Source organism: Micromonospora sp. MGP-C2, from assembly GCF_057766525.1.
Map to the genome: position 1 here is coordinate 330970 of NZ_JBYMEN010000002.1, position 19843 is coordinate 350812.

The 19843-nt window shown below is 71.4% G+C and carries 17 protein-coding genes and 1 pseudogene; 10 read left to right on the plus strand and 8 right to left on the minus strand.

Annotation, left to right across the window (positions count from 1 at the left end):
• Nucleotides 1–100: 100 nt before the first annotated feature.
• The 5 genes from AC3CF1_RS01005 to AC3CF1_RS01025 all read right to left on the minus strand — a co-directional run bounded on the left by AC3CF1_RS01005 (nucleotide 101) and on the right by AC3CF1_RS01025 (nucleotide 5433).
• Nucleotides 101–1594 carry an MFS transporter gene (locus AC3CF1_RS01005; RefSeq protein WP_488449304.1) on the minus strand — a complete coding sequence of 498 codons (1494 nt, stop codon included), beginning with the start codon at nucleotides 1592–1594 and terminating at the stop codon, nucleotides 101–103.
• Between the two features lie 37 nt (nucleotides 1595–1631).
• Nucleotides 1632–2261, minus strand: a complete 630-nt coding sequence (locus AC3CF1_RS01010; RefSeq protein WP_328375150.1) for a TetR/AcrR family transcriptional regulator — start codon at nucleotides 2259–2261, stop codon at nucleotides 1632–1634.
• Nucleotides 2262–2399: 138 nt separating this feature from the next.
• Complete coding sequence (locus tag AC3CF1_RS01015; protein ID WP_488449305.1) at nucleotides 2400–3305, minus strand: Gmad2 immunoglobulin-like domain-containing protein; 906 nt, start codon at nucleotides 3303–3305, stop codon at nucleotides 2400–2402.
• Nucleotides 3302–4738, minus strand: coding sequence for an ATP-binding protein (locus AC3CF1_RS01020; protein ID WP_488449306.1), 1437 nt, complete (start codon nucleotides 4736–4738; stop codon nucleotides 3302–3304). The genes AC3CF1_RS01015 and AC3CF1_RS01020 overlap by 4 nt, the downstream gene beginning before the upstream one ends.
• A gap of 14 nt (nucleotides 4739–4752) precedes the next feature.
• Nucleotides 4753–5433 (minus strand): response regulator, encoded by a 681-nt coding sequence (locus tag AC3CF1_RS01025; RefSeq protein WP_488449307.1) that lies wholly within the window; start codon nucleotides 5431–5433, stop codon nucleotides 4753–4755.
• A gap of 302 nt (nucleotides 5434–5735) precedes the next feature.
• On the opposite strand from AC3CF1_RS01025, the gene AC3CF1_RS01030 reads away from it, so the two are divergent.
• The 5 genes from AC3CF1_RS01030 to AC3CF1_RS01050 all read left to right on the plus strand — a co-directional run bounded on the left by AC3CF1_RS01030 (nucleotide 5736) and on the right by AC3CF1_RS01050 (nucleotide 9279).
• Nucleotides 5736–6092 (plus strand): L-rhamnose mutarotase, encoded by a 357-nt coding sequence (locus AC3CF1_RS01030; protein WP_307871512.1) that lies wholly within the window; start codon nucleotides 5736–5738, stop codon nucleotides 6090–6092.
• A gap of 127 nt (nucleotides 6093–6219) precedes the next feature.
• On the plus strand, nucleotides 6220–7047 hold the full coding sequence (locus AC3CF1_RS01035) for a peptidoglycan-binding domain-containing protein (protein WP_099852825.1): 828 nt from the start codon (nucleotides 6220–6222) through the stop codon (nucleotides 7045–7047).
• Nucleotides 7048–7264: 217 nt separating this feature from the next.
• The gene (locus tag AC3CF1_RS01040; RefSeq protein WP_099852827.1) at nucleotides 7265–7678 is read left to right on the plus strand and encodes a DUF6069 family protein; all 414 of its coding nucleotides are present in this window, start codon (nucleotides 7265–7267) and stop codon (nucleotides 7676–7678) included.
• Nucleotides 7679–7717: 39 nt separating this feature from the next.
• The gene (locus AC3CF1_RS01045) at nucleotides 7718–8071 is read left to right on the plus strand and encodes a YciI family protein (RefSeq protein ID WP_088947882.1); all 354 of its coding nucleotides are present in this window, start codon (nucleotides 7718–7720) and stop codon (nucleotides 8069–8071) included.
• Nucleotides 8072–8091: 20 nt separating this feature from the next.
• Entirely contained in the window at nucleotides 8092–9279 is a 1188-nt protein-coding gene (locus tag AC3CF1_RS01050; protein WP_488449308.1) for an RNA polymerase sigma factor, read from the plus strand.
• A 127-nt stretch (nucleotides 9280–9406) separates the two neighbouring features.
• Here the strand turns inward: AC3CF1_RS01050 and AC3CF1_RS01055 are convergent, their stop codons facing one another.
• Nucleotides 9407–9970, minus strand: coding sequence for an AMIN-like domain-containing (lipo)protein (locus AC3CF1_RS01055; protein ID WP_488449309.1), 564 nt, complete (start codon nucleotides 9968–9970; stop codon nucleotides 9407–9409).
• A 307-nt stretch (nucleotides 9971–10277) separates the two neighbouring features.
• On the opposite strand from AC3CF1_RS01055, the pseudogene AC3CF1_RS01060 reads away from it, so the two are divergent.
• The 3 genes and pseudogenes from AC3CF1_RS01060 to AC3CF1_RS01070 all read left to right on the plus strand — a co-directional run.
• Nucleotides 10278–10685: pseudogene (locus tag AC3CF1_RS01060) on the plus strand (snapalysin family zinc-dependent metalloprotease); the annotation flags it as partial.
• Between the two features lie 18 nt (nucleotides 10686–10703).
• On the plus strand, nucleotides 10704–11393 hold the full coding sequence (locus tag AC3CF1_RS01065; RefSeq protein ID WP_425888059.1) for a S1 family peptidase: 690 nt from the start codon (nucleotides 10704–10706) through the stop codon (nucleotides 11391–11393).
• 125 nt (nucleotides 11394–11518) lie between these two features.
• A complete protein-coding gene (locus tag AC3CF1_RS01070; protein ID WP_488449310.1) occupies nucleotides 11519–12166 on the plus strand; it encodes a hypothetical protein in 648 nt (215 codons plus the stop codon).
• Between the two features lie 59 nt (nucleotides 12167–12225).
• On the opposite strand, the gene AC3CF1_RS01075 is transcribed toward AC3CF1_RS01070, so the two are convergent.
• The gene (locus AC3CF1_RS01075; RefSeq protein WP_488449311.1) at nucleotides 12226–15009 is read right to left on the minus strand and encodes an ATP-binding protein; all 2784 of its coding nucleotides are present in this window, start codon (nucleotides 15007–15009) and stop codon (nucleotides 12226–12228) included.
• A gap of 204 nt (nucleotides 15010–15213) precedes the next feature.
• On the opposite strand from AC3CF1_RS01075, the gene AC3CF1_RS01080 reads away from it, so the two are divergent.
• Nucleotides 15214–16971, plus strand: coding sequence for a M28 family metallopeptidase (locus tag AC3CF1_RS01080; protein ID WP_488449312.1), 1758 nt, complete (start codon nucleotides 15214–15216; stop codon nucleotides 16969–16971).
• Nucleotides 16972–17034: 63 nt separating this feature from the next.
• Here the strand turns inward: AC3CF1_RS01080 and AC3CF1_RS01085 are convergent, their stop codons facing one another.
• Nucleotides 17035–17733: an SDR family oxidoreductase gene (locus tag AC3CF1_RS01085; RefSeq protein WP_488449313.1), complete on the minus strand. Its 699-nt coding sequence runs from the start codon at nucleotides 17731–17733 to the stop codon at nucleotides 17035–17037.
• A gap of 150 nt (nucleotides 17734–17883) precedes the next feature.
• Here AC3CF1_RS01085 and htpG point away from each other — a divergent pair, with 150 nt between their 5' ends.
• Nucleotides 17884–19812, plus strand: a complete 1929-nt coding sequence (htpG, locus tag AC3CF1_RS01090; RefSeq protein WP_488449314.1) for a molecular chaperone HtpG — start codon at nucleotides 17884–17886, stop codon at nucleotides 19810–19812.
• Nucleotides 19813–19843 lie beyond the last annotated feature (31 nt).

Here is a 19843-nt window from a genome sequence, read left to right on the forward strand (position 1 = left end):
CAAACGGACTTTCGACGATGGTCGGGACGTTACCGGAAGCGGCCGCCGGCCGGGCTCGCCCCACGTCGGGGCGGTCCGGCCAGCGAACGCGTCGGTCGGCTCAGCCCATGTGCACGGTGTTGCCGGTCGGGACGTCCTCCTTGCGCACCTTCACCAGGACCAGTGTGGCCAGCCCGGCGAGCACGATCAGCGCCGCCCCCCAGGCGAACGCCACACGGTAGCCGTGCACCAGTGCTTCGACCTGGTTGACCGGGTTCGGTGCCCGGCCGACCAGGTAGGCGGCGACCGCGCTGGTGTAGAAGGTGTTCAGCAGGGCGGTGCCGAGCGAGCCACCGATCTGCTGGGTGGCGTTGAGCGTCGCGCTGGCCGCGCCGGCGTCGTGCTCCGGCACCCCCACCAGGGCGAGGCTGGACAGCGGGACGAAGGTGAAGCCCAGGCCGAGGCCCAGGACCACCTGGGCGGGCAGCAGGTGGGTGAGGAACGAGGTGTCCACGTCGATCTGGGTGAGCACCAGCATGCCCACGGCGGCGAGCGCCGACCCGGCGACCATCAGCGGCTTGGCACCCACTCGTGGCATCAGCTGGCTGGCGCCACCCGCCGCGATCAGCACACCGGCGGTGACCGGAAGCGACGCGAGCCCGGCCTCAAGGGGCTTGTACTGCAACACCACCTGGAAGTAGAAGGTCAGGAAGAGGAACGCCCCGAACAGGCCGGCGCCGATCAGCGTCGAGGTGAGGAACGCCCCGCCCCGGTTGCGGTCCAGGAGGATCCGCAGCGGCAGCAGCGGGTGGCTGGAGCGCAGCTCGATGACCACGAAGACGGCGAGCAGCACCACGCCCGCGGCAATGAAAGCGAGCGTCGCGGTGGCGTCCCAGCCGTCCTCGGCGGCCTTGGTGAAGCCGTAGACCAGGGAGACCAGGCCGGCGGTCACCACGATCGCGCCGGGCACGTCGTAGCGGGTGTTGCCGTGCGCCCGGCTCTCCGGCACCAGCGGGAGGGCCAGGGCGATGGCGATGGCCGCCACCGGGATGTTGACCAGCAGGCACCAGCGCCAGTCGGCGTACTCGGTGAGCACCCCACCGAGCAGCAGACCGACCGCCGAGCCACCGCCGGCGATCGCGCCGTACACGGCGAAGGCCTTGGCCCGCTCGGTGGCCTCGGTGAACAGGACGGTGAGCAGCGCCAGCGCCGCCGGGGCGAGCAGCGCGCCGAAGGCGCCCTGAAGCGCACGGGCGGCGAAGAGCATGCCGCCGGTGGTGGCGAGGCCGCCCAGTGCCGAGGCGAGCGCGAAGCCCGTCATGCCGACCAGGAAGGTGCGCTTGCGCCCCCAGTAGTCGGCGATCCGGCCGCCGAGCAGCAGCAACCCGCCGAACGCCAGCGTGTAGGCGGTGACCACCCACTGTCGGTTCGCGTCGGTGATGCCCAGGTCGGCCTGGGCCTGCGGCAGCGCGATGTTCACGATCGTGGCGTCGAGCACGACCATCAGCTGCGAGACCGCGATGACCGCCAGCGCGATCCAGCGCCGCGGGTGCGGCGCTCCTGTCGACGTCCCGGCGCCGGGCGCGCCGGGGGCGGTCGAGGTGGTTCCGGGCATGGTGAAGCCTTCCGTGTTGCGAATGTCGAGAAAGAGATCAGGCCTGAGACGGGCGGTCGTGCTGGTAGCGGAGAACCGGGATCAGCACCTGGTCGACGACCTGGGTGAGGAACGCGTCATCGGCGGGTAGGCCGTGCGCGATGATGCGGGACATGGTGAGCGCGGGCGCCAGATCGTGGAACAACTCGCGCTCGCCGGCCTCCGGCGGGATCTCCCCCCGGGCGGCGGCACGGACCAGGATGGCGGTGCTCGCCACCCGCCCGGCCGGGAGCACCTGGCGGCGTACCAGGCGTTCCAGCTCGGGGTTGGTCCGCATGGCGAACGTCAACGCCTGCATGAGGTCACAGTCGGCCACGCAGATCGCCGCCGTGGCGCGCAGCAACTCGATCAGGTCACCGCGCAGGGAACCGGTGTCGGGCGGGTTGTGCACCCCCACCTGCCGGCCGCCCAGGGCGGCGACGACCAGCTCGGCCTTGCCGTCCCAACGCCGGTAGATGGTGGCCTTGCTGACGTGGGCGCGAGCGGCGACGGCGTCGATCGTCATCCGGTCGTAGCCGACCTCACGCAGCAGGTCGGTGACGACGGCGAACAGGTCGCCGTCGGTGCAGCGTGGGCCCCGGGCCGCCGGCACTCCGGCGCCCGCTCCCACCTGCTGACCACCCAGCATCCCCGCACCCCCATGAAACGATGTCGTACTGACACTAGTTCTCCAGGGTGGAAACATGCAGGCTTTCGTGAGTTGCGTCGCAGGGCGTCAACGAAACGATTACGTTTCCGAGCGGAGTCCGGTGGGTGAACGTGCTGGTCAGACGCCGGGTGCGAGGATCACCGGCACCGCCGTCGTGTTGATCCGTGAACCGTCGAGGGCGGACACCTCGTACACCTCGACGGTGCCCTGCTGCTCCCGAGCCGTCCGCCAGCCGACCACCACGCGGTAGCCGCCCCGGCAGCCGCTGCCGCAACTGGCGGTGCCGAAGCCGGTGGCCACCTCCCGGCCGGCGGCGTCCAGCACCCGCACGCTCACCGTGGCCTCGAACACCGTGGCGGTGCCCGTGACGACGAGCGGGGCGGCCACCCGCTCACCGGCGACCGGGCTGGTCACCACTATCGGCGGCAGCAGGTCCGCGTAGTCCGGCCGACCGACCGGGCCCGCGCCGCCCAGGCTGACCTGACGCACGGTGGGGAACTGGGTGAGCGTCCACACCACCTGCGCCTCGCGTAGTCGCCGCTCCGCCGGATCACCGACGGACGGAACCCGCAGCGTCGCCGTGCCGTCGGTGATTCGGGTGACCTCGATGCCGGCCGGGACGAGGGTGGACATCCCGGCGGCGGTCTCGGCCGACGTGGGTCCGGCGGCCAGCTCGGTCAGCGCCAGCCGGGACGTCGACACGGTGGCCGGCCGGGCCCGCCTGGTCGGCACGAGCTGCCCGGCGCGGACGAGCCACAGCTCGATGGTCACGGTGTCGCGGGTGCCGGCCGGCCCCGGCGGGGTCGTCGTGGGTGATCGTGGAGGCCCCGCCGAGGGGGTCGGATCCGGACGGTCGGTCGATGCGGCGCTCGGCGGGGCCGTGCTCGGCGGTGCGCTGGACGGCGTCGTGCTGGACGGCGCCGCCAGGGGTGCCGGGCCGAGGGCCCCGGAGCGCGGGGTGCCGCACCCGCTCACCAGCAGGCCGGCGACGAGCACCGACGCGATCACACAGTGCCGGCTCATGCGCTGTCACCTGCCGCCGTGCCGGCCGGCTCGCCGTCGTCGCTCGCTGGCGCGGGGGGACCGTGCGCCGGCAGCTCCAGCCGGAAGCAGGTGCCGGCGCCGGATTCGCTGCGGACGCTCAGCACACCGCCGAGCACTGTGGCGTGTTCCCGGGCGATGGCCAGCCCGAGCCCGCTGCCCGGCGCGGACCGGGACGGGTCGACCTTGTGGAACCGGTCGAAGACGTGGGGCAGGTGCTCCACCGGGATGCCCGGCCCCTGGTCGGTGACCTCGAAGACGACCACCGGGCCCGCCCCGGTCACGGTGGCCCGGATCTCCCCGCCGCCGTGTTCGACCGCGTTGGCGACCAGGTTGGCCAGCACGCGCTCCAGCCGGCGCGGGTCGGTGCGCAGCGTGATCGCGTCGCCGCCGACCAGAACCCGCTCCGACCAGCCGCGTGCCGCGACGATCACGTGCAGCAGCGCCGACGCGTCGACGGACCCGACGGCCGGCTGCTCCCGGCCGGAATCCAACCGGGAGATCTCCATCAGGTCCTCGACCAGCCGGCGCAGCCGGACCACGTCGCCGACCAGCAACCGCGCGGCCGGTCGCGCATCGCCGGGCAACTGGTCGAGGTGCTCACCCAGCAGCGACGCCGCGGCCACCAGGGCGGTCACCGGGGTACGCAGCTCGTGCGCCACATCGGCGGTGAACCGCCGCTCACGGGCCTGCGCGGCCGACAGTGCCGCGATCTTCGACTCCAGTGCCTCGGCCATCTCGTTGAACGTCGCCGCCCAGACGCTGAACTCGTCGCGCCCGCGCACCGGTAGGCGGGTGTCGAGCAGGCCCTCGGTGAGCGCCCGGGCGGCCCGGCTGGCCCGGCCCACCGGCTCCAACGTGCGGCGGGCCAGCGCGTGACCCACGCCGGCGGCGAGCAGCACCACGAGCACCCAGCCCGCCACCAGTGCGGAGCGCAGCTGACCCAGGTCGGTGGCGACGTCATCCTCCACGGTGAGGACGTACAGCTCGGCGGTCGAGCCGGGAATGCGCCCGCCGACCACCAGCAGCCGAGGACGTTGCGCCGGTGCGGAGCGCTGGTATCCGAGCTGTCCACCCGCGACGGTTGCCCGCAACCCGGTGCCCAGCGTCGGGGCGTACGCCGGGTGCGAGGGGCGGCTCGGGCCGTCGACGAGCACCACGTGCCGGCCGCTTGCCTCAAAGCTGGTGAGCAGGTCGGTGCTGCGTTGCTCGGTCAGCGGGAGGAACTGTCCGGCGAGCACGAGTTGATAGCGGGCGTCGGCGGCTGCCTCCTGCAGCGACGCGTCCCACCAGGACTGCCGCAGCAGCAGCCCGGTCCCACCGGCGAGCAGGCCGGCCGAGACCCCGGCGACCAGCACGAACGCGATAGTCAACCGGCGCCGCAGGCGGCCCGGGATCACCGCGCGTCCGGCCATCGCCGACCCTCCCGTCAGCTCACCGACAGCTTGTAGCCGGCGGCACGCACGGTACGGACCAACCGTGGCTGCGCAGGGTCCTCCTCGATCTTGGAGCGCAGCCGTTGCACCGCCACGTCGACCAGCCGGGAGTCGCCGAGGAAGTCGTGGTGCCAGACCAGGTCCAGCAGCAACTCCCGGGTGAAGACCTGGCCGGGTCGGCGGGCCAGCTCCAGCAACAGGCGGAACTCGGTGGCGGTCAACGCCACCTCCCGGCCGTGCCGACGGACCACGAAGCTGCCCGGGTCGATCTCCAGGCTGCCGACCTCGATGATGGTGGACGGGGCGGTAGCGCTCATTCTGCGAAGCACCGAGCGGACCCGGGCCACCAACTCGGGCAGGTCGAAGGGCTTGCGCAGGTAGTCGTCGGCGCCGCACTCCAACCCGACCACCACGTCGATGGTGTCGGTGCGCGCGGTCAGCATCAGGATCGGCACCTGGCTGGTACGCCGGATCTCCCGGCAGACGTCCAGGCCGTCCAGACCGGGCAGCATGACGTCGAGCACGATCAGGTCGACCGGGTGGGCTCGCCACGCCGCGAGGGCCTGCCGCCCGTCGACGGCGGTGTCGACCCGGAAGCCGGCGCGGCGCAGTCCGAGGGCGGTGACCTCCCGGATGGAGGCGTCGTCCTCGACCACCAGCACGCGGCCCTCCATCACCCGAGAGTAGACCCGCCGCCACGGTGCGCAGCCTGGCGAAACGGTCGGGTTCCACGGACCGGCCGGACCGTTGAGCGGCACCGACAACCCCACCTCGCACCGGGCCGAGCATTGATCTCGACGTGGGCTACTGAGATCATCGATCGCTCGGATCAGCACACCGCCTGATCCGGCGGTCAGCCCGTACCGACCGCCACGCCCATCGGCGGCGGACGGCGCGTGCCGTTGCCGGTGGCCCGCGGGCCGCCTCGATCCGACCAGTTCACACGAAGGGGCACGACGTGCAACGTCACGGCTGCGTGATCCGACTCCGACCGGAGCAGCGGGAAACCTATCTTCGGCTGCACGCCACCGTCTGGCCGAGCGTCGAGCAGACGCTGCGCGAGGCGAACTTCCGCAACTACACCATCTTTCTCCACGACGACCTGCTCTTCGGCTACTACGAGTACGTCGGCGACGACTACGACGCCGACCTGCGGCTCATCGCTGCGGACCCGCAGACACAGGAGTGGTGGAAGCTGACCGACCCGTGTCAGGAGTCGCTCGCCGAGCCCGGCTCGGGGGACTGGTGGGCGCCGATGCGGGAGGTCTGGCACCTGGCCGACGAGGCCGTCGAGCAGGCACCCGACCCGGCGGGGCAGGGCTCCGGCAGCTAGCTGACACGGAGCTACGACGGCAGTGCCGCGGACTTTCGTACGCCCCGGTGGGGTGACAACTCCGCTCCCGCATTGAAGACTACCTTCATTCGTTGGTGGAGATCGGTCAATATCCTACGGAGGAAGCGTGCTCACCAGAAGAAGCCTGCTCGTCGCTGCCGGTGCGGCGGTGGTCGGCGCCGTACCGCTGGCCAACTCGGCCACTGCCGCGTTGCCGCAGCTGGACATGGAAGCGCTGATCAAGGCGGCGCAGATCGACCCGCGTCGGCCGGACACCGCGCTCACCGACGGGGCCAAGGACAGCGTCCTGCTGGTGGAGCGCGCCCTCCAGGCGAGAGGGCTGCTGTCGTCGACGTACGTCGACGGGCATTTCGGCACCAGCACGATCGCCGCGTACGCGGCGTACCAGCGGTCCCTCGGCTACACCGGTCTCGATGCGACCGGCCTGCCCGGTCCGTCGTCGCTGCGGTCGCTCGGCGAGGGGCGTTACACAGTGGTCAGGGCGATCTCACCCGGCAGTGTGGTGACCCTGCGCGGTGTGCAGGTCAACACGCGCACCAGGTCGATGCTGTTCGAGGCCGAACGCCTGCTCGGCCGTCAGCTCGGCATCACGCAGGGCTCGTACAGCAGCGGTGTGGGCGCATCGGCCGGCACGCACGACGGCGGCGGTGCGCTCGATCTCTCGGTCAGCGGGCTCTCCTCAGCCGTGCGAACGGATGTGCTGCGTCGCCTGCGGACTGTGGGCTTCGCCGCGTGGCTGCGGACCCCGGCCCAGGGGGACTGGGGCTATCACATCCACGCCATCGCGCTGTCCGACACCGACCAGTCGACAGGTGCGCAGAACCAGGCCGGCGACTATTACCTCGGTCGTAACGGGCTGGCCAACCGGGGCGCCGATGACGGGCCGGCAGTCAGCCCCAAGCGGACCTGGGAGGAATACCAGCGCACGCTCTGAGGCTCACGGTCCTCCCATGACCGTGGCCGGAGCATGATCCACTCGCGTTCGTGACAGTCGGGGCATCCGCGGTGTCCGGACACCCCGACTTCACCAACGTCGAGTCGATCAAGTCTTCGAAAAGATTCTGGCGTGCCTGTCGATTGGGGTTGATCCTCTTCGTAGCCCTGGTGAGAGCCCGGCACAACAGCGGGCCACGCACCCACTGGAGGGCACGATGACCAGCACAGCGACCACCACTCCCACCACCACCTCGACCTTCGGCGCGCTGATTCGTACCGGTCTCATCGCCACGGTCGCCGCGAGCGCCGCCACCATGGCCGTCGCCGCCGTCGGCCACGCGGCAGGCATCAGCCTCGACGTGGCCGACGCGCCGATCCCGGTGACCGGGTTCGGCGTGCTGACCGCCGTATTCTCGCTCGTCGGGGTGCTCCTCGCCGCGTTGCTGTCCCGTTTCGCCCGGCGTCCGCGGCGCACGTTCGTCCGCACGACGGTGGTGCTGACCGTCCTGTCGCTGGTGCCGGACGTGATCGCGGACGCCGGGGCGGGCACCAAGGCGCTGCTGATGCTCACCCACCTGGTCGCGGCCGTGATCGTGATCCCCGCCGTCGCGCGCCGCCTGGCCGCCTGACCTGCCGCCATCCACCCGCCGACCTACCGGAGGAACGTCATGAAGCAGTACCTGCTGTCCGTGCACTTCGTCGAGGGCGCGCCGGCCCCGTCCGACGAGGAGATGCAGACCATGTTCGCGGAAACCGGCCGGATCAACGACGAGATGCTGGCCGCAGGCGCCTGGGTCTTCGGCGGGGGGCTCCTCTCGCCGGACAGCGCCACCGTCGTCCGGGTCGAGAACGGCGCCACCACCATGAGCGATGGGCCGTTCGCCGAGACGAAGGAGCACATCGCCGGGTTCTGGGTCATCAGGTGCGAGGACCTGGACCAGGCGCTCGCCTGGGCCGAGAAGTGCGCGGCGGCCTGCGGCCCGGTCGAGGTGCGCCCCTTCGACGACCTGTCCCAGGCCTGAACAGGGGTCGGTCACCCGACATGGACCTGGCGAGCATCTACCGCGCGGAGTACGGCCGCTGCGTCGCGACCCTGGCCCGCGTCCTCGGTGACATCAACCTCGCCGAGGAGGCGGTCCAGGACGCCTTCACCACGGCGTTGCAGAAGTGGCAGACCCCGCCGCCCAACCCGGGCGCCTGGATCGTGACCACCGCCCGCAACCGGGCCGTCGACCGGCTCCGCCGGGAGTCGACCCGCGAGGCCCGGCACGCCCAGGCACTGCTGCTGCACCACCAGGACGAGCCGCGAGAGGTGGGACCGGTGAAGGACGACCAGCTGCGACTCATCTTCACCTGCTGCCACCCGGCGCTCGCCCCCGACGCGCGGACCGCCCTCACGCTGCGCCTGCTCGGTGGCCTCGACGTATCGGAGATCGCCCGGGCCTACCTGGTCCAGGAGGCCACCGTCGCCCAGCGGATCGTGCGCGCCAAGAAAAAGATCCGGGACGCCAACATCCCGTACCGGGTGCCCGCCGAACATGAGCTGCCGGACCGACTGCCGCCGGTGCTCACCGTGCTCTACCTGATGTTCAACGAGGGGTACGCGTCGACCGCCGGGCCGTTGATCAGAACGGACCTGTGCACCGAGGCGATCCGACTCACCCGCGAACTCGCCGCGCTGATGCCCGACGAGCCCGAGGTCCTGGGCCTGCTCGCCCTGTTGCTGCTGACCGAGGCCCGCCGCCCGGCCCGGCTCGACTCGACCGGCGAGCTCGTGCTGCTGGCCGACCAGGACCGGTCACTGTGGAACCGCGCACTCATCGCTGAGGGCCACAACCTGGTCCGCCGCTGCCTGCGGCGCAACCGGCCCGGCCCGTACCAGATCCAGGCCGCGATCAGCGCGGTGCACACCGACGGCGCCGCCACCGACTGGCCACAGGTCCTCGCACTGTACGACCAGCTCCTCGTGATCACGCCAACGCCGGTCGTCGCGCTCAACCGTGCCGTCGCCGTCGCCGAGGTGCACGGGCCGGCAGTGGCCCTCGCCGCGTTGGAGGGTGTCGACCTCCCCGGCTACCACCGGCTGCCCGCCACCCGGGCCGAGTTGCTCGCCCGGCTCGGACGCGACGACGAGGCACGAGCCGCCTACGACCAGGCCGTGGCACTGGCCACCAACGAGACCGAGCGGGCCTACCTGCGGACCCGTCGTACCGCACTGAGTCACCCGTGAGCGGAGAACATCTTGAACAGCTCCCAGGAACTCGTCTACCGCCCCACCCTGCACGTCTGAGCCGTCCCGACACCCACCGCCCCGGCGACGGACGCGTCTGCCGGGGCGGCTCGGTGTCCGGTATTGATCACCACTGGTGGGCCACGTCGAGCACGACCCGACTGTGTCCGCCGGGGCCAGCGAGGACGAACGTGCGGAACGGCAACCGCGCCCGTACGCCGACCGCGAAGGTGCTGTAGCCCTCGAAGCTGCCGCCGAAGACGACGTCACGCAGTGTCGGGTAGCGCAGCAGGTTCGCGACGTGCTCACCGACCGCGTACGGCACGGTGCCCTGGTGTGCGTCGTCGTACGCCGGTGCGCGCAGCGAGACCCGCAGCAGCGCCCCTCCGGCCGTGTACGGCGACAACGCCAGCCCCTCGCCCTCGGTCCACGTCTCGCCGTAGCCGACCGCGTAACCGTCGACCGGGCCGGCGAACTCGAACACCACCCGGTCGTAGCAGTCGTGCCGCCCGGTGCGGACGTCGACCAGCGGGGCGTCGCTGAGCGCGCCGGCCGACTTCTCCCCGCTGCCCCAGGTGATGCCGCAGTACGCCGACCCGGTCGTGGTACCCGCCGCGGTGCTGCTGCTCGCGCCGACGAGCAGCCCGGCGAGGACGACCACCATCGCCGTCAGTGCGCTTCTGATCCTCATCGTGGTTCTCCGTTCGAGATTCGGGGCCACGTGGCGGCGGCGCTGCCGGTGGCCCTCTGCCGCCACCGTCGTCCCTTCTCGGCACGGGCACTTCGCCACGGCGTAACCGCCGCGTAACAGTGGATTCCCTCGGCGGTATGACGCTTCCGCTATGTCGGACATCGGTCGCCCGGGCTCTAGCATTCACATACATCGATGATCGGTGGCCGGTGGCCGCCGGGCGACCGTAGGGGAGTGCGTGATGTTCCGACGACAACTGAGACGTACGGCGATGGCCATGCTGGTGGCCGTGCTGGCGGCAGCCGGGGTGCAGCTCGCCACGGGCGCTCCGGCCGCCGCCGTACGGACCGTCTACTACGACGCGAGCCGGACCGGTGAGTTCCGCACCAACTTCGACCAGGCGGCACAGATCTGGAACAGCCGGGTCAGCAACGTCCGGCTGCTGGCCGGCACCCCGGCCAGCATCACCATCTACGTCGACGACGGCTGGCCCCGGGCGCAGCCGACCGGCCTCGGCTCGGGACGGATCTGGATGGGCCGCACGGCCGTCAACCAGGGCTACGACCGTAACCGCATCGCCGCCCACGAGATCGGGCACATCCTGGGCCTGCCGGACCGGCGTACCGGACTGTGCACCGACCTGATGTCCGGCAGCAGCGCCCCGGTGTCCTGCCGCAACGCCAACCCCAGCTCGACCGAGGCGAGCCGGGTGAACTCGCTGTTCGCCGGCAGCCTGGCCGCGCCGGCCAGCACGACGTACACCTGGACCGGCGACTCCGACATCGAACCGTTGGTGGTCGGCGGCCGACCGGCGTCGGAGAACTACCCGTTCATGGTCTACGTCTCCGGCTGCACCGGCACGCTGATCAAGGGCAACTGGGCGGTCACCGCCAAGCACTGCTCGACGCCGTCCTCGGTGCGGGTGGGCAGCGTCAACCGCTCCAGCGGCGGGACTGTGGTGCGGGTGACCCGTGCGGTCAACCACCCGAGCGTCGACGTCAAGCTGCTGCAACTGGCCAGCTCGGTCACGTACGCCCCCGCACCGATCCCGAGCACCTCCGGCGCGGTCGGCACCGCCACCCGGATCATCGGCTGGGGCCAGACCTGCGCGCCCCGGGGCTGCGGATCGGCACCGGCGGTCGCCAACGAGCTGGACACGTCCATCGTGGCGGACAGTCGGTGCTCCGGCATCAACGGCCCGTACGAGATCTGCACCAACAACACCAACGGCAATTCCGGCGCCTGCTACGGCGACTCGGGTGGGCCCCAGGTGCGCCGCGTCAACGGAGTGTGGAACCTGATCGGCGCCACCAGCCGGGCCGGCAACAACAACTCCACCTGCGCCACCGGCCCGTCCATCTACGTCGACCTGCCGTCCATCCGGTCCTGGATCTCCACCCAGGTCGGGGGTCTGCCCGTCTGACCATCAAGGACAGTGCAGCGGGGACGCGCGCACGACGCGTCCCCGCTCGCGGCGTGTTGGGGTCACCCCACGCAGTCGCCCATGGGATACGGTGCGTGGCATCTCGACACATCCGAGGTGGACCCATGCCTGCCCTCGTCGCCCTCGCGCTGACCCTCGCTCTCGCGCCCACGCCGTCCCCGTCGGCCACCTCAGGTCCGGTCGCTGACCTCCTCGGTGGCGTCGGTCGGATCGTCGACGACCTCCTCGATGGCGGCGATCCGCCGAGCACGGCGCCAACCGCGCCCCCCACGCCGAGCCCGACGGCGGTCACTGACCAGCCCAGCCCGGTGCGGCCAACCGCGGCCCCCACGCCCGCGGGGTCGTCGGCCGCGGTCCAGGTCCCGGCCGCTCCGGTCGCACCGGCTCGACCCGCCGGTGGCGAGGTCACCGGCACCCGGGAGGCAACCGTGCCCCGCCGTGCCGGTGCCCCTCCCGCTCCGGTCACCCCGCCGTCGCTCGCCAGCCCCGCCCGCGACAGGTGGCCGCCGGTGTCCTACGTGCTGGTCCTGGCTGCCATGGTCGTGTTGGCCGTGTGGCTCCTGCGCCGTCGTCCGTCGGCCCCCGCCGCCGCACCCGCGCCGGATCTCGCACCCGCGCCCGATCCCGCACCCGCGCCGGATCCTGGACCCGTGCCGGACAATGTCAGCCGGTTGCCGACCAGCCTCAACGCGATCTACGAGCTGGGCCGGCTGGACGAGCGGCTCGCCCAGGAGCGCGGTCGCCCCACTTGATGAGGCGCGCCCACTGGCCTCACTGCGCCGAGTAGGCACCACGGCCGCCGGCTGGTCGCTCAGGCCGGTTCGGCCAACCGGCGCTCGATGGTCACCGTCGTCCCCTCGAGCGTGGAGACCAGCCGCACGTCGCCGTACGCGTTCATCAGCAGCGCGCCGCGTCCCCGGTCCATCGCCGGTCGCCGGTCCCGCCAGGTGCCGAAGTCCCGCACCGAGATCCGGACCAGGCCGACACCGACCTGGACCCGCACCCGCACCTCCGGACGGCTGGGCCGCTGCGCGTGCTCGACGGCGTTGTTCATCGCCTCGGACGCGGCGAGCAGCAGATCCTCCAGCACGTCCGGGTCGACGTCGAGCTCGCCCAGTGTCCGCCGGACGTCCCGACGCATCATCGCGGCCGAGGTGGGTGCGGACGGGTACGCCCACCTGACGTCCAGGACGTCGCCGAGCCCGTCGCCCAGCCCGTTCCGGTCGGCCGGAGCCGCCGGCACCACTGACGTGTCGCCGACGGGTTCGATCGCCGAAGCCGGTGCGGTGGCGGTGACCTCGGCTGGTCGCGTCGTCGCCGATGCGGGATCGAGCGTCGCTGGGTTGGCGGCGATGCGGTCGCGGGCCCGCCGGATGGCCGCGCGGATCCGCGCGATCAGCTCGGTCGCGGCGAACGGCTTGACCAAATAGTCGTCGGCCCCCAGGCTCAGGCCCTCCACGCTGGCCTCACCGCCGGCACGGGCCGAGAGCACCAGCACCGGCAGCGCCCGGGTCGCCGAGTCCGCGCGCAACCTGCGCAGCAGGTCGAAGCCGTCCATCACCGGCATCATCACGTCGGTCAGGACCAGGTCGGGTCGCTCTCGGTGGATCTCGTCGAGGGCCTGCCGGCCGTCGGTGACGGCCCGTACCCGCCAGCCCTGCCCGGTGAGCAGCCGGGTGAGGTACGCCCGCATGTCGCTGTTGTCGTCGGCGACCAGGATCCGGGACCCGGCCAGCTCGTCCACCGGCGGGCCGATCGTACGGTCGGGCTCCGTCACACTGCCGTCCGGTTCGGCGAGCCAACCCATCGCCTCCTCGACAGCGGCGCGGGCGGCGTCGCCCCGCCCGTCCACCGGCGGGCCGGTCAACGCCGTTCGGCGCGCCGCCGACCAGGGAAGCGCCACGGTGAAGGTGCTGCCGACGCCCACCCGGCTGGCCACCCGGACCTCGCCGCCCTCCAGCCGGGCCAACTCGTGCACCAGGGCCAGGCCGATGCCGGTGCCCTCGTGGCTGCGTGAGCGGGCGCCCCGCACCCGGTGGAAGCGTTCGAAGAGTTTCGGCAGGTCCTGGTCGCCGATGCCGATGCCGGTGTCGGCGACGGTGAGGCGTACCTCCTCGTCGTCGGTGTCCAGGGTGACCCGGATCCGGCCGATGAACGTGTATTTCAGAGCGTTGGAGAGCAGGTTGGTGACGATGCGTTCCCAGTTGACCGGGTCGATGGTGACCGGCCGTGGCAGCGGTGGGCAGGCCACCTCCAGGGTCAGCCCGGCCCGCTCGACGGCGGCCCGGAACACGCCGGCCAGCTCGGTGGTGAGCGCGGACAGGTCGACCGCGCGGGCCTCGCTGCGGGCCCGCCCGGCCTCCAGGCTGCTGAAGGTGAGGAGGCTGTTGACCAGCGTCAACAGTCGGGTGGCGTTGCGCCACGCGGTCTCCACCCGCTCCCGCTGCACGGGGGCCAGGGGCGCTGTGGCGTCGGTGAGGGCGTCGGCCAGTGGGCCGAGCATGAGGGTCAACGGGGTACGGAACTCGTGGCTGACGTTGGCGAAGAAGTCGGTCTTGACCCGGTCCAGTTCGGCCAACGCCTCGACCCGGCGCCGCTCCTCCTCGTACTCCTGGGCGTTGCGCAGCGCCACGGAGATCTGCTGCGCCAGCAGCTGGTTGAAGGACCGGTACGCCTCGTCGAGCCCTCGGCTGGGGCTGATCCCCGCCAGCAGGACACCGAGCGGCTGGTCCTCGTCGCCGGAGGGCAGTGGCAGCGCCAGCGCGGTGCGGACCAGGTCGCCCCACGGGCCGGCGGGCAGTGGCAGTCGGTCGGCCACGTCGGTCACCTGGGTCGGGCGGCCCTCGGCGGCGTCCGGCAGCCCCCAGGCGTACGCGACCGGGCCGGGGTCGGCCAGCCCGACGGTGTCCGGGAGTGCCCCCTCGTGTTTCTGGCCGCCGAGGGTGCAGGCGAGCCGCCGCAGCACCGTGCCGTCGCGCAGGTAGATGGCGGCGAACGGCACGTCCAGCGGGTGGCTGTCGATCGTGTCGATCAGCCGGGCGGCGGTGGCGTCCACGTCGACGGTGCGTCCGTCGCCGAAAACGGACAGGTCGCGCAGCAGGCGCAGCCGGCGTTCGCCGACCACCTGCTCGGTGACCTCGCTGCACACGGTGAACACCCCGACCGTGCGGCCCTCGTCGTCGCGGGCCGGCGCGTGCGAGACGCTGAAGTACGCCTCCTCGCGGTAGCCGGCCCGCTCCAGCAGCAGTTGCAGCGCGGGGACCCAGCTGGCCACCCCGGTCGCCATGGCCTGCTCGATCAGCGGGGCGAGCACGTCCCAGCCCTCGGCCAGTGTCACCCGCACGTCGTTGCCGAGCGCTGCGGGGTGTTTGTCGCCGATCAGGGTGGAGTACGCGTCGTTGTAGAGCTGGGAGAAGTCGTCGCCCCAGAGCAGCAGCATGGGGTAGCGGGAGGAGAGCACGAGCCGGACCGCGGCGCGCAGGCTCTGTGGCCATCCGCTGACCGGACCCAGTGGCGTACGGGCCCAGTCCAGCTCCGCCATCAGCCGACCGGTGTCACCGCCGCCGCTGAACAGGTCGATGCTGGGTCGTGTCACGCTCGACCCGGCCCCATCGCTAGCCCCCGTTCCGGGCCCGACGACCCCTGCTGGCGTTACCTACCCATCCTGGCACCTCTACTCACCTGTGCCGCCGCCGGTACCCACCGTCGAAGCGGCGGCGGTTCGGGACGAACGACCGATGCCCAATGGATCGACATCTGTAAGTGTCTCGGGTATCTCTCCAACCCCCGAGGAGCCCCCATGAGAGGCAGAACGCTGAGCGCGGGAATCGCGCTTGCCGTGTTCGCCGGAATGACGGTGACGCTGGCTGCCCAGCCGGTAGCCGCGTCGCCCATGACCACGATGACGGAGGCCCGGCCGATCGCCGCGACCGCCGCCGCGTTGGCAGCACCGGACATCTCCGTCAGCAACGTCCAGGCCCACCTCACCCAGTTCAACAGCATCGCCACCAGCAACGGCGGTAACCGCAGGGCCGGCTCGGCCGGCTACACCGCCTCGCTGGCGTACGTCAAGACCAAGCTCCAGTCGGCCGGCTACACCGTCAGCGAGCAGTACTGCTCCAGCTGCACGTACCCCTCGAACAACCTGATCGCCGAGTGGCCCGGCGGCCCGACGGACCAGGTGGTCATGTTCGGCGCCCACCTCGACGGCGTCTCGGCCGGCCCGGGCATCAACGACAACGCCACCGGCTCGTCCACCCTGCTGGAGAACGCCCTGGTCCTGGCCGCGCAGAACCCGACCATGACGAAGAAGGTCCGGTTCGCCTGGTGGACCGACGAGGAGCAGGGGCTCAACGGCTCCCGGTTCTACGTCAACTCGCTCAACACCACCCAGCGCGGCTACATCAAGGGCTACTACAACTTCGACATGGTCGGCTCGGTCAACGGCGGCTACTTCATCAACCGGGTCACCTCGACCACTGCGGCGCCGCTGAAGGCGTACTGGGACTCGTTGGGCCTTGCGCCGGAGGAGAACGTCGAGGGCCAGGGCCGCTCCGACGACTACTACTTCCAGCAGGCCGGCATCCCCACCTCGGGCTACGCCGCCGGGGCCAGCGCCCGCAAGACCAGCTCCCAGGCCGCCAAGTGGGGCGGCACCGCCAACTCGGCGTACGACCCCTGCTACCACCGTGCCTGTGACACCACCGCCAACGTCAGCGCGACGGTGCTGAACAGGGCGGCCGACGGTGTCGCGTACGCGCTGTGGCAGCTCGCCGTGGGCGGCGGCACCCCCACCAACGACTTCTCCGTCGCGGTGAGCCCCACGACGCGCACCGTCGCGCGGGGCGCCAGCACCACCGCCACGGTCTCCACCGCCACCACGGCCGGCTCGGCGCAGTCGGTCAGCCTTTCCGCCTCCGGCGCGCCCAGCGGGGTGAGCGTCTCGTTCAGCCCGTCCTCGGTGACCTCCGGCGGCTCGTCGACGATGACCCTCACCGCGTCGTCAAGCGCCGCGACCGGCACCTTCACAGTGACGGTCACCGGCACCGGCTCGGTCACCCGCAGCGCCACCCTCACTCTCACCGTGACCGGCACCGGCGGCTGCGCCGCCACCCAGGTGATCGGCAACGGCGGCTTCGAGAGCGGCGCCACGGTGTGGACGGCGTCCTCCGGCGTTATCACCAACTCCAGCAGCAAGCCGGCCCGGACCGGGTCATACAAGGCGTGGCTCAACGGGTACGGCAGCACCCGCACCGAGACCCTGTCCCAGTCGGTGACAGTGCCGGCCGGCTGCGCCAGCTACACGCTGTCGTTCTGGACTCGCATCGACACCGCCGAGACGACCACGTCCACGGCGTACGACAAGCTGACCGTGCGGATGGGCTCGACCACGCTGGCGACGTACTCGAACCTCAACGCCTCCACCAGCTACGTCCAGCGCACGCTCAACGTTGCCGCGTACGCCGGGCAGACGGTGACGCTCACGTTCACCGGCACCGAGGACTCGTCGTTGCAGACCAGCTTCGTGATCGACGACGTGACGTTGCAGGCGAGCTGACCGCGTACCCGCAGAAGCGAGCCGCCGCCGGGGTTTCCCGGCGGCGGCTCGTCGCGTTGGGGGTCAGGGGAGCTGCGGGTAGAGCGCGGCGACGCCGCCGGCCAGCCCGGCCTGCACCTGGCGGCTCAGGTCGTCGGCGAGGATCTCGTACGCGTCGGCCTCGATGCCGTCCACCCCGATCCGGGCGATCGTCGCCGGGTCCAGTTTCGGGCCGGTGACGTCGGCGGCCATGTCGGTGTCCAGGTAGCCGACGTGCAGGCCGGAGACCCGGATGCCCCGCTCGGCGAGCTGGACGCGCAGGACGTTGGTCATCGACCACTCGGCGGACTTGGCGGCGCTGTAGGCCCCGTGGATCGGCAAGCCGAACCAGGACAGCACGGAGAGCACGTTGAGGATCGTTCCGCCGCCGTTGCCGGCGATGACCGGCGCGAACGCCCGGACCGTCGAGAGGGTGCCGATGTAGTGGGTCTCCAGCTCCAGCCGGACGAGGTCCAGGTCGCCGTCGAGCAGATCGGTCCGGGTGTCGATGCCGGCGTTGTTGATCAGCAGGTTCACGTTCCCGGCCAGCTCGGCGGCTGCGGCCACCGAGGCGGGGTCGGTGATGTCGAGGCGGACCGGTGTCACGCCGGGCAGGTCGACGCTGTCGGGGTTGCGGGCGCCGGCGTAGACGGTGGCGCCCCGGGCGAGGAGTTCGGCGGTCAGGTGGCGGCCGAGGCCACGGTTGGCGCCGGTGACGAGTGCGGTGCTTCCAGCGATCTTCATGGCCGTCACGCTATCCGACCTGACTTGCGTTCACCAAAGTCAGCTACGTCACGACGGTGACCCCCCTGAATCGGGAATGCGACCCCGAGGCGGCCACAACCCTGCCGGTGACGGCTCGTATCCTTTCCGCGAACCTCCGCACGAGCCGAGATGGGAGACGGTGTGAGCAACCAGGCCGAAACGTTGGAATTCCAGGCCGAGGCGCGTCAGCTCCTCCAGTTGGTGGTCCACTCGATCTATTCGAACAAGGACGTCTTCCTGCGGGAACTCATCTCGAACGCGTCCGACGCCCTGGACAAGCTGCGACTGGCCACGCTTGTCGACAAGGACCTCGTCGCCGACACCGACGACCTGCACGTCGCCCTCGAGGTCGACCGGGACGCCCGCACCCTCGCCGTGCGGGACAACGGCATCGGGATGACCCGCGACGAGGTCGTCCAGCTGATCGGCACCATCGCCAAGTCGGGCACCGCAGAGCTGCTGCGCAAGCTGCGCGACTCCGCCGACGCCCACGCCTCGCAGGACCTGATCGGCCAGTTCGGCGTCGGCTTCTACGCCGCGTTCATGGTCGCCGACCGGGTCACCCTGCTGACCCGCAAGGCCGGCGAGACCGGCGGCACCCGCTGGGAGTCCACCGGCGAGGGCACCTACTCGATCGAGTCGGTCGACGAGGCGCCGCAGGGCACCACGGTGACCCTGCACCTCAAGCCGGTCGACACCGAGGACAACCTGCACGACTACACCGCCGAGTGGACCGTCCGGGAGATCGTCAAGCGATACTCCGACTTCATCGCCTGGCCGATCCGGATGAGCGTCGAGCGGCCCGGCGCCGACGGCGAGGCCGCCACCAGCGAGGTGCAGACCCTCAACTCGATGAAGGCACTCTGGGCTCGACCCCGCGACGAGGTCGACGCCGCCGAGTACAACGAGTTCTACAAGCACGTCAGCCACGACTGGGCCGACCCGCTCGAGGTCGTGCACATGAAGGGCGAGGGCACCTTCGAGTACGAGGCGCTGCTGTTCCTGCCCAGCCACGCCCCGCTCGACCTGTTCTCCCCGCAGGGCCGCCGCGGTGTCCAGCTCTACGTCAAGCGCGTCTTCATCATGGACGACTGCGAGGCGCTGGTCCCGACCTACCTGCGCTTCGTCAAGGGCGTGGTCGACGCGCACGACCTGTCGCTGAACATCTCCCGCGAGATCCTCCAGCAGGACCGGCAGATCCAGATCGTCCGCCGTCGCCTGGTGAAGAAGATCCTCGCCACGGTCAAGGACCTCAAGGCCAACCACGCCGAGAGGTACCGCACCTTCTGGACCGAGTTCGGCGCGGTGGTCAAGGAAGGGCTGATCGACGACACCGACAACCGCGACACCCTGCTGGACCTCCTGTCGGTCGCCTCCACCCACGACCCCGCCGAGCCCACCGACCTCGCCGGCTACGTCTCACGGATGAAGGACGGCCAGAGCGACATCTGGTACGCCACCGGCGAGTCCCGGGCCGCCATCGAGAACTCGCCGCACCTGGAGGCGTTCCGGGCCAAGGGCCACGAGGTGCTGCTGCTCACCGACCAGGTCGACGAGGTGTGGGTCGAGCGGGTCGGCGCGTACGACGGTCGGCCGCTGCGGTCCATCGCCAAGGGCGAGATCGACCTGGACACCGACGAGGAGAAGCAGCAGGCCGAGGCCGAGCGCGAGCAGCAGCGGCAGGAGTTCGCCGCCCTGCTCGACTGGCTGGGCACCACCCTGACCGACAGCGTCCGGGAGGTGCGTCTGTCGTCGCGACTGACCACCTCGCCGGCCTGCGTCGTCGGCGACGCCCACGACCTCACGCCGACCCTGGAGAAGATGTACCGGGCGATGGGGCACGAGGTTCCCCCGACCAAGCGGATCTTGGAGATCAACCCCGGTCACCCGCTGGTGTCCGGGCTGCGCAAGGCCCACGAGCAGGGCAGCGACCCCTCGGCCCTGACCGAGACCGCCGAGCTGCTCTACGGCCTGGCGGTGCTCGCCGAGGGCGGTGAGCTGACCGACCCGGCCCGCTTCACCCGGACGCTCGCCGACCGGCTGGCGCGCACCCTGTAGCTGGCGTACCCCCTCAAGCGGCGGGCTTCCC

What these genes read in the sequence shown, in the direction of transcription:
- AC3CF1_RS01085 (WP_488449313.1), bottom strand. Translation starts at nt 17,733, where the DNA reads ATGAAGATCGCTGGAAGCACCGCACTCGTCACCGGCGCCAACCGTGGC.
- AC3CF1_RS01070 (WP_488449310.1), top strand. Translation starts at nt 11,519, where the DNA reads ATGCCTGCCCTCGTCGCCCTCGCGCTGACCCTCGCTCTCGCGCCCACG.
- AC3CF1_RS01020 (WP_488449306.1), bottom strand. Translation starts at nt 4,738, where the DNA reads ATGGCCGGACGCGCGGTGATCCCGGGCCGCCTGCGGCGCCGGTTGACT.
- AC3CF1_RS01010 (WP_328375150.1), bottom strand. Translation starts at nt 2,261, where the DNA reads ATGCTGGGTGGTCAGCAGGTGGGAGCGGGCGCCGGAGTGCCGGCGGCC.
- AC3CF1_RS01045 (WP_088947882.1), top strand. Translation starts at nt 7,718, where the DNA reads ATGAAGCAGTACCTGCTGTCCGTGCACTTCGTCGAGGGCGCGCCGGCC.
- AC3CF1_RS01040 (WP_099852827.1), top strand. Translation starts at nt 7,265, where the DNA reads ATGACCAGCACAGCGACCACCACTCCCACCACCACCTCGACCTTCGGC.
- AC3CF1_RS01055 (WP_488449309.1), bottom strand. Translation starts at nt 9,970, where the DNA reads ATGAGGATCAGAAGCGCACTGACGGCGATGGTGGTCGTCCTCGCCGGG.
- AC3CF1_RS01005 (WP_488449304.1), bottom strand. Translation starts at nt 1,594, where the DNA reads ATGCCCGGAACCACCTCGACCGCCCCCGGCGCGCCCGGCGCCGGGACG.
- AC3CF1_RS01080 (WP_488449312.1), top strand. Translation starts at nt 15,214, where the DNA reads ATGAGAGGCAGAACGCTGAGCGCGGGAATCGCGCTTGCCGTGTTCGCC.
- AC3CF1_RS01050 (WP_488449308.1), top strand. Translation starts at nt 8,092, where the DNA reads ATGGACCTGGCGAGCATCTACCGCGCGGAGTACGGCCGCTGCGTCGCG.
- AC3CF1_RS01025 (WP_488449307.1), bottom strand. Translation starts at nt 5,433, where the DNA reads ATGGAGGGCCGCGTGCTGGTGGTCGAGGACGACGCCTCCATCCGGGAG.
- AC3CF1_RS01015 (WP_488449305.1), bottom strand. Translation starts at nt 3,305, where the DNA reads ATGAGCCGGCACTGTGTGATCGCGTCGGTGCTCGTCGCCGGCCTGCTG.
- htpG (WP_488449314.1), top strand. Translation starts at nt 17,884, where the DNA reads ATGGGAGACGGTGTGAGCAACCAGGCCGAAACGTTGGAATTCCAGGCC.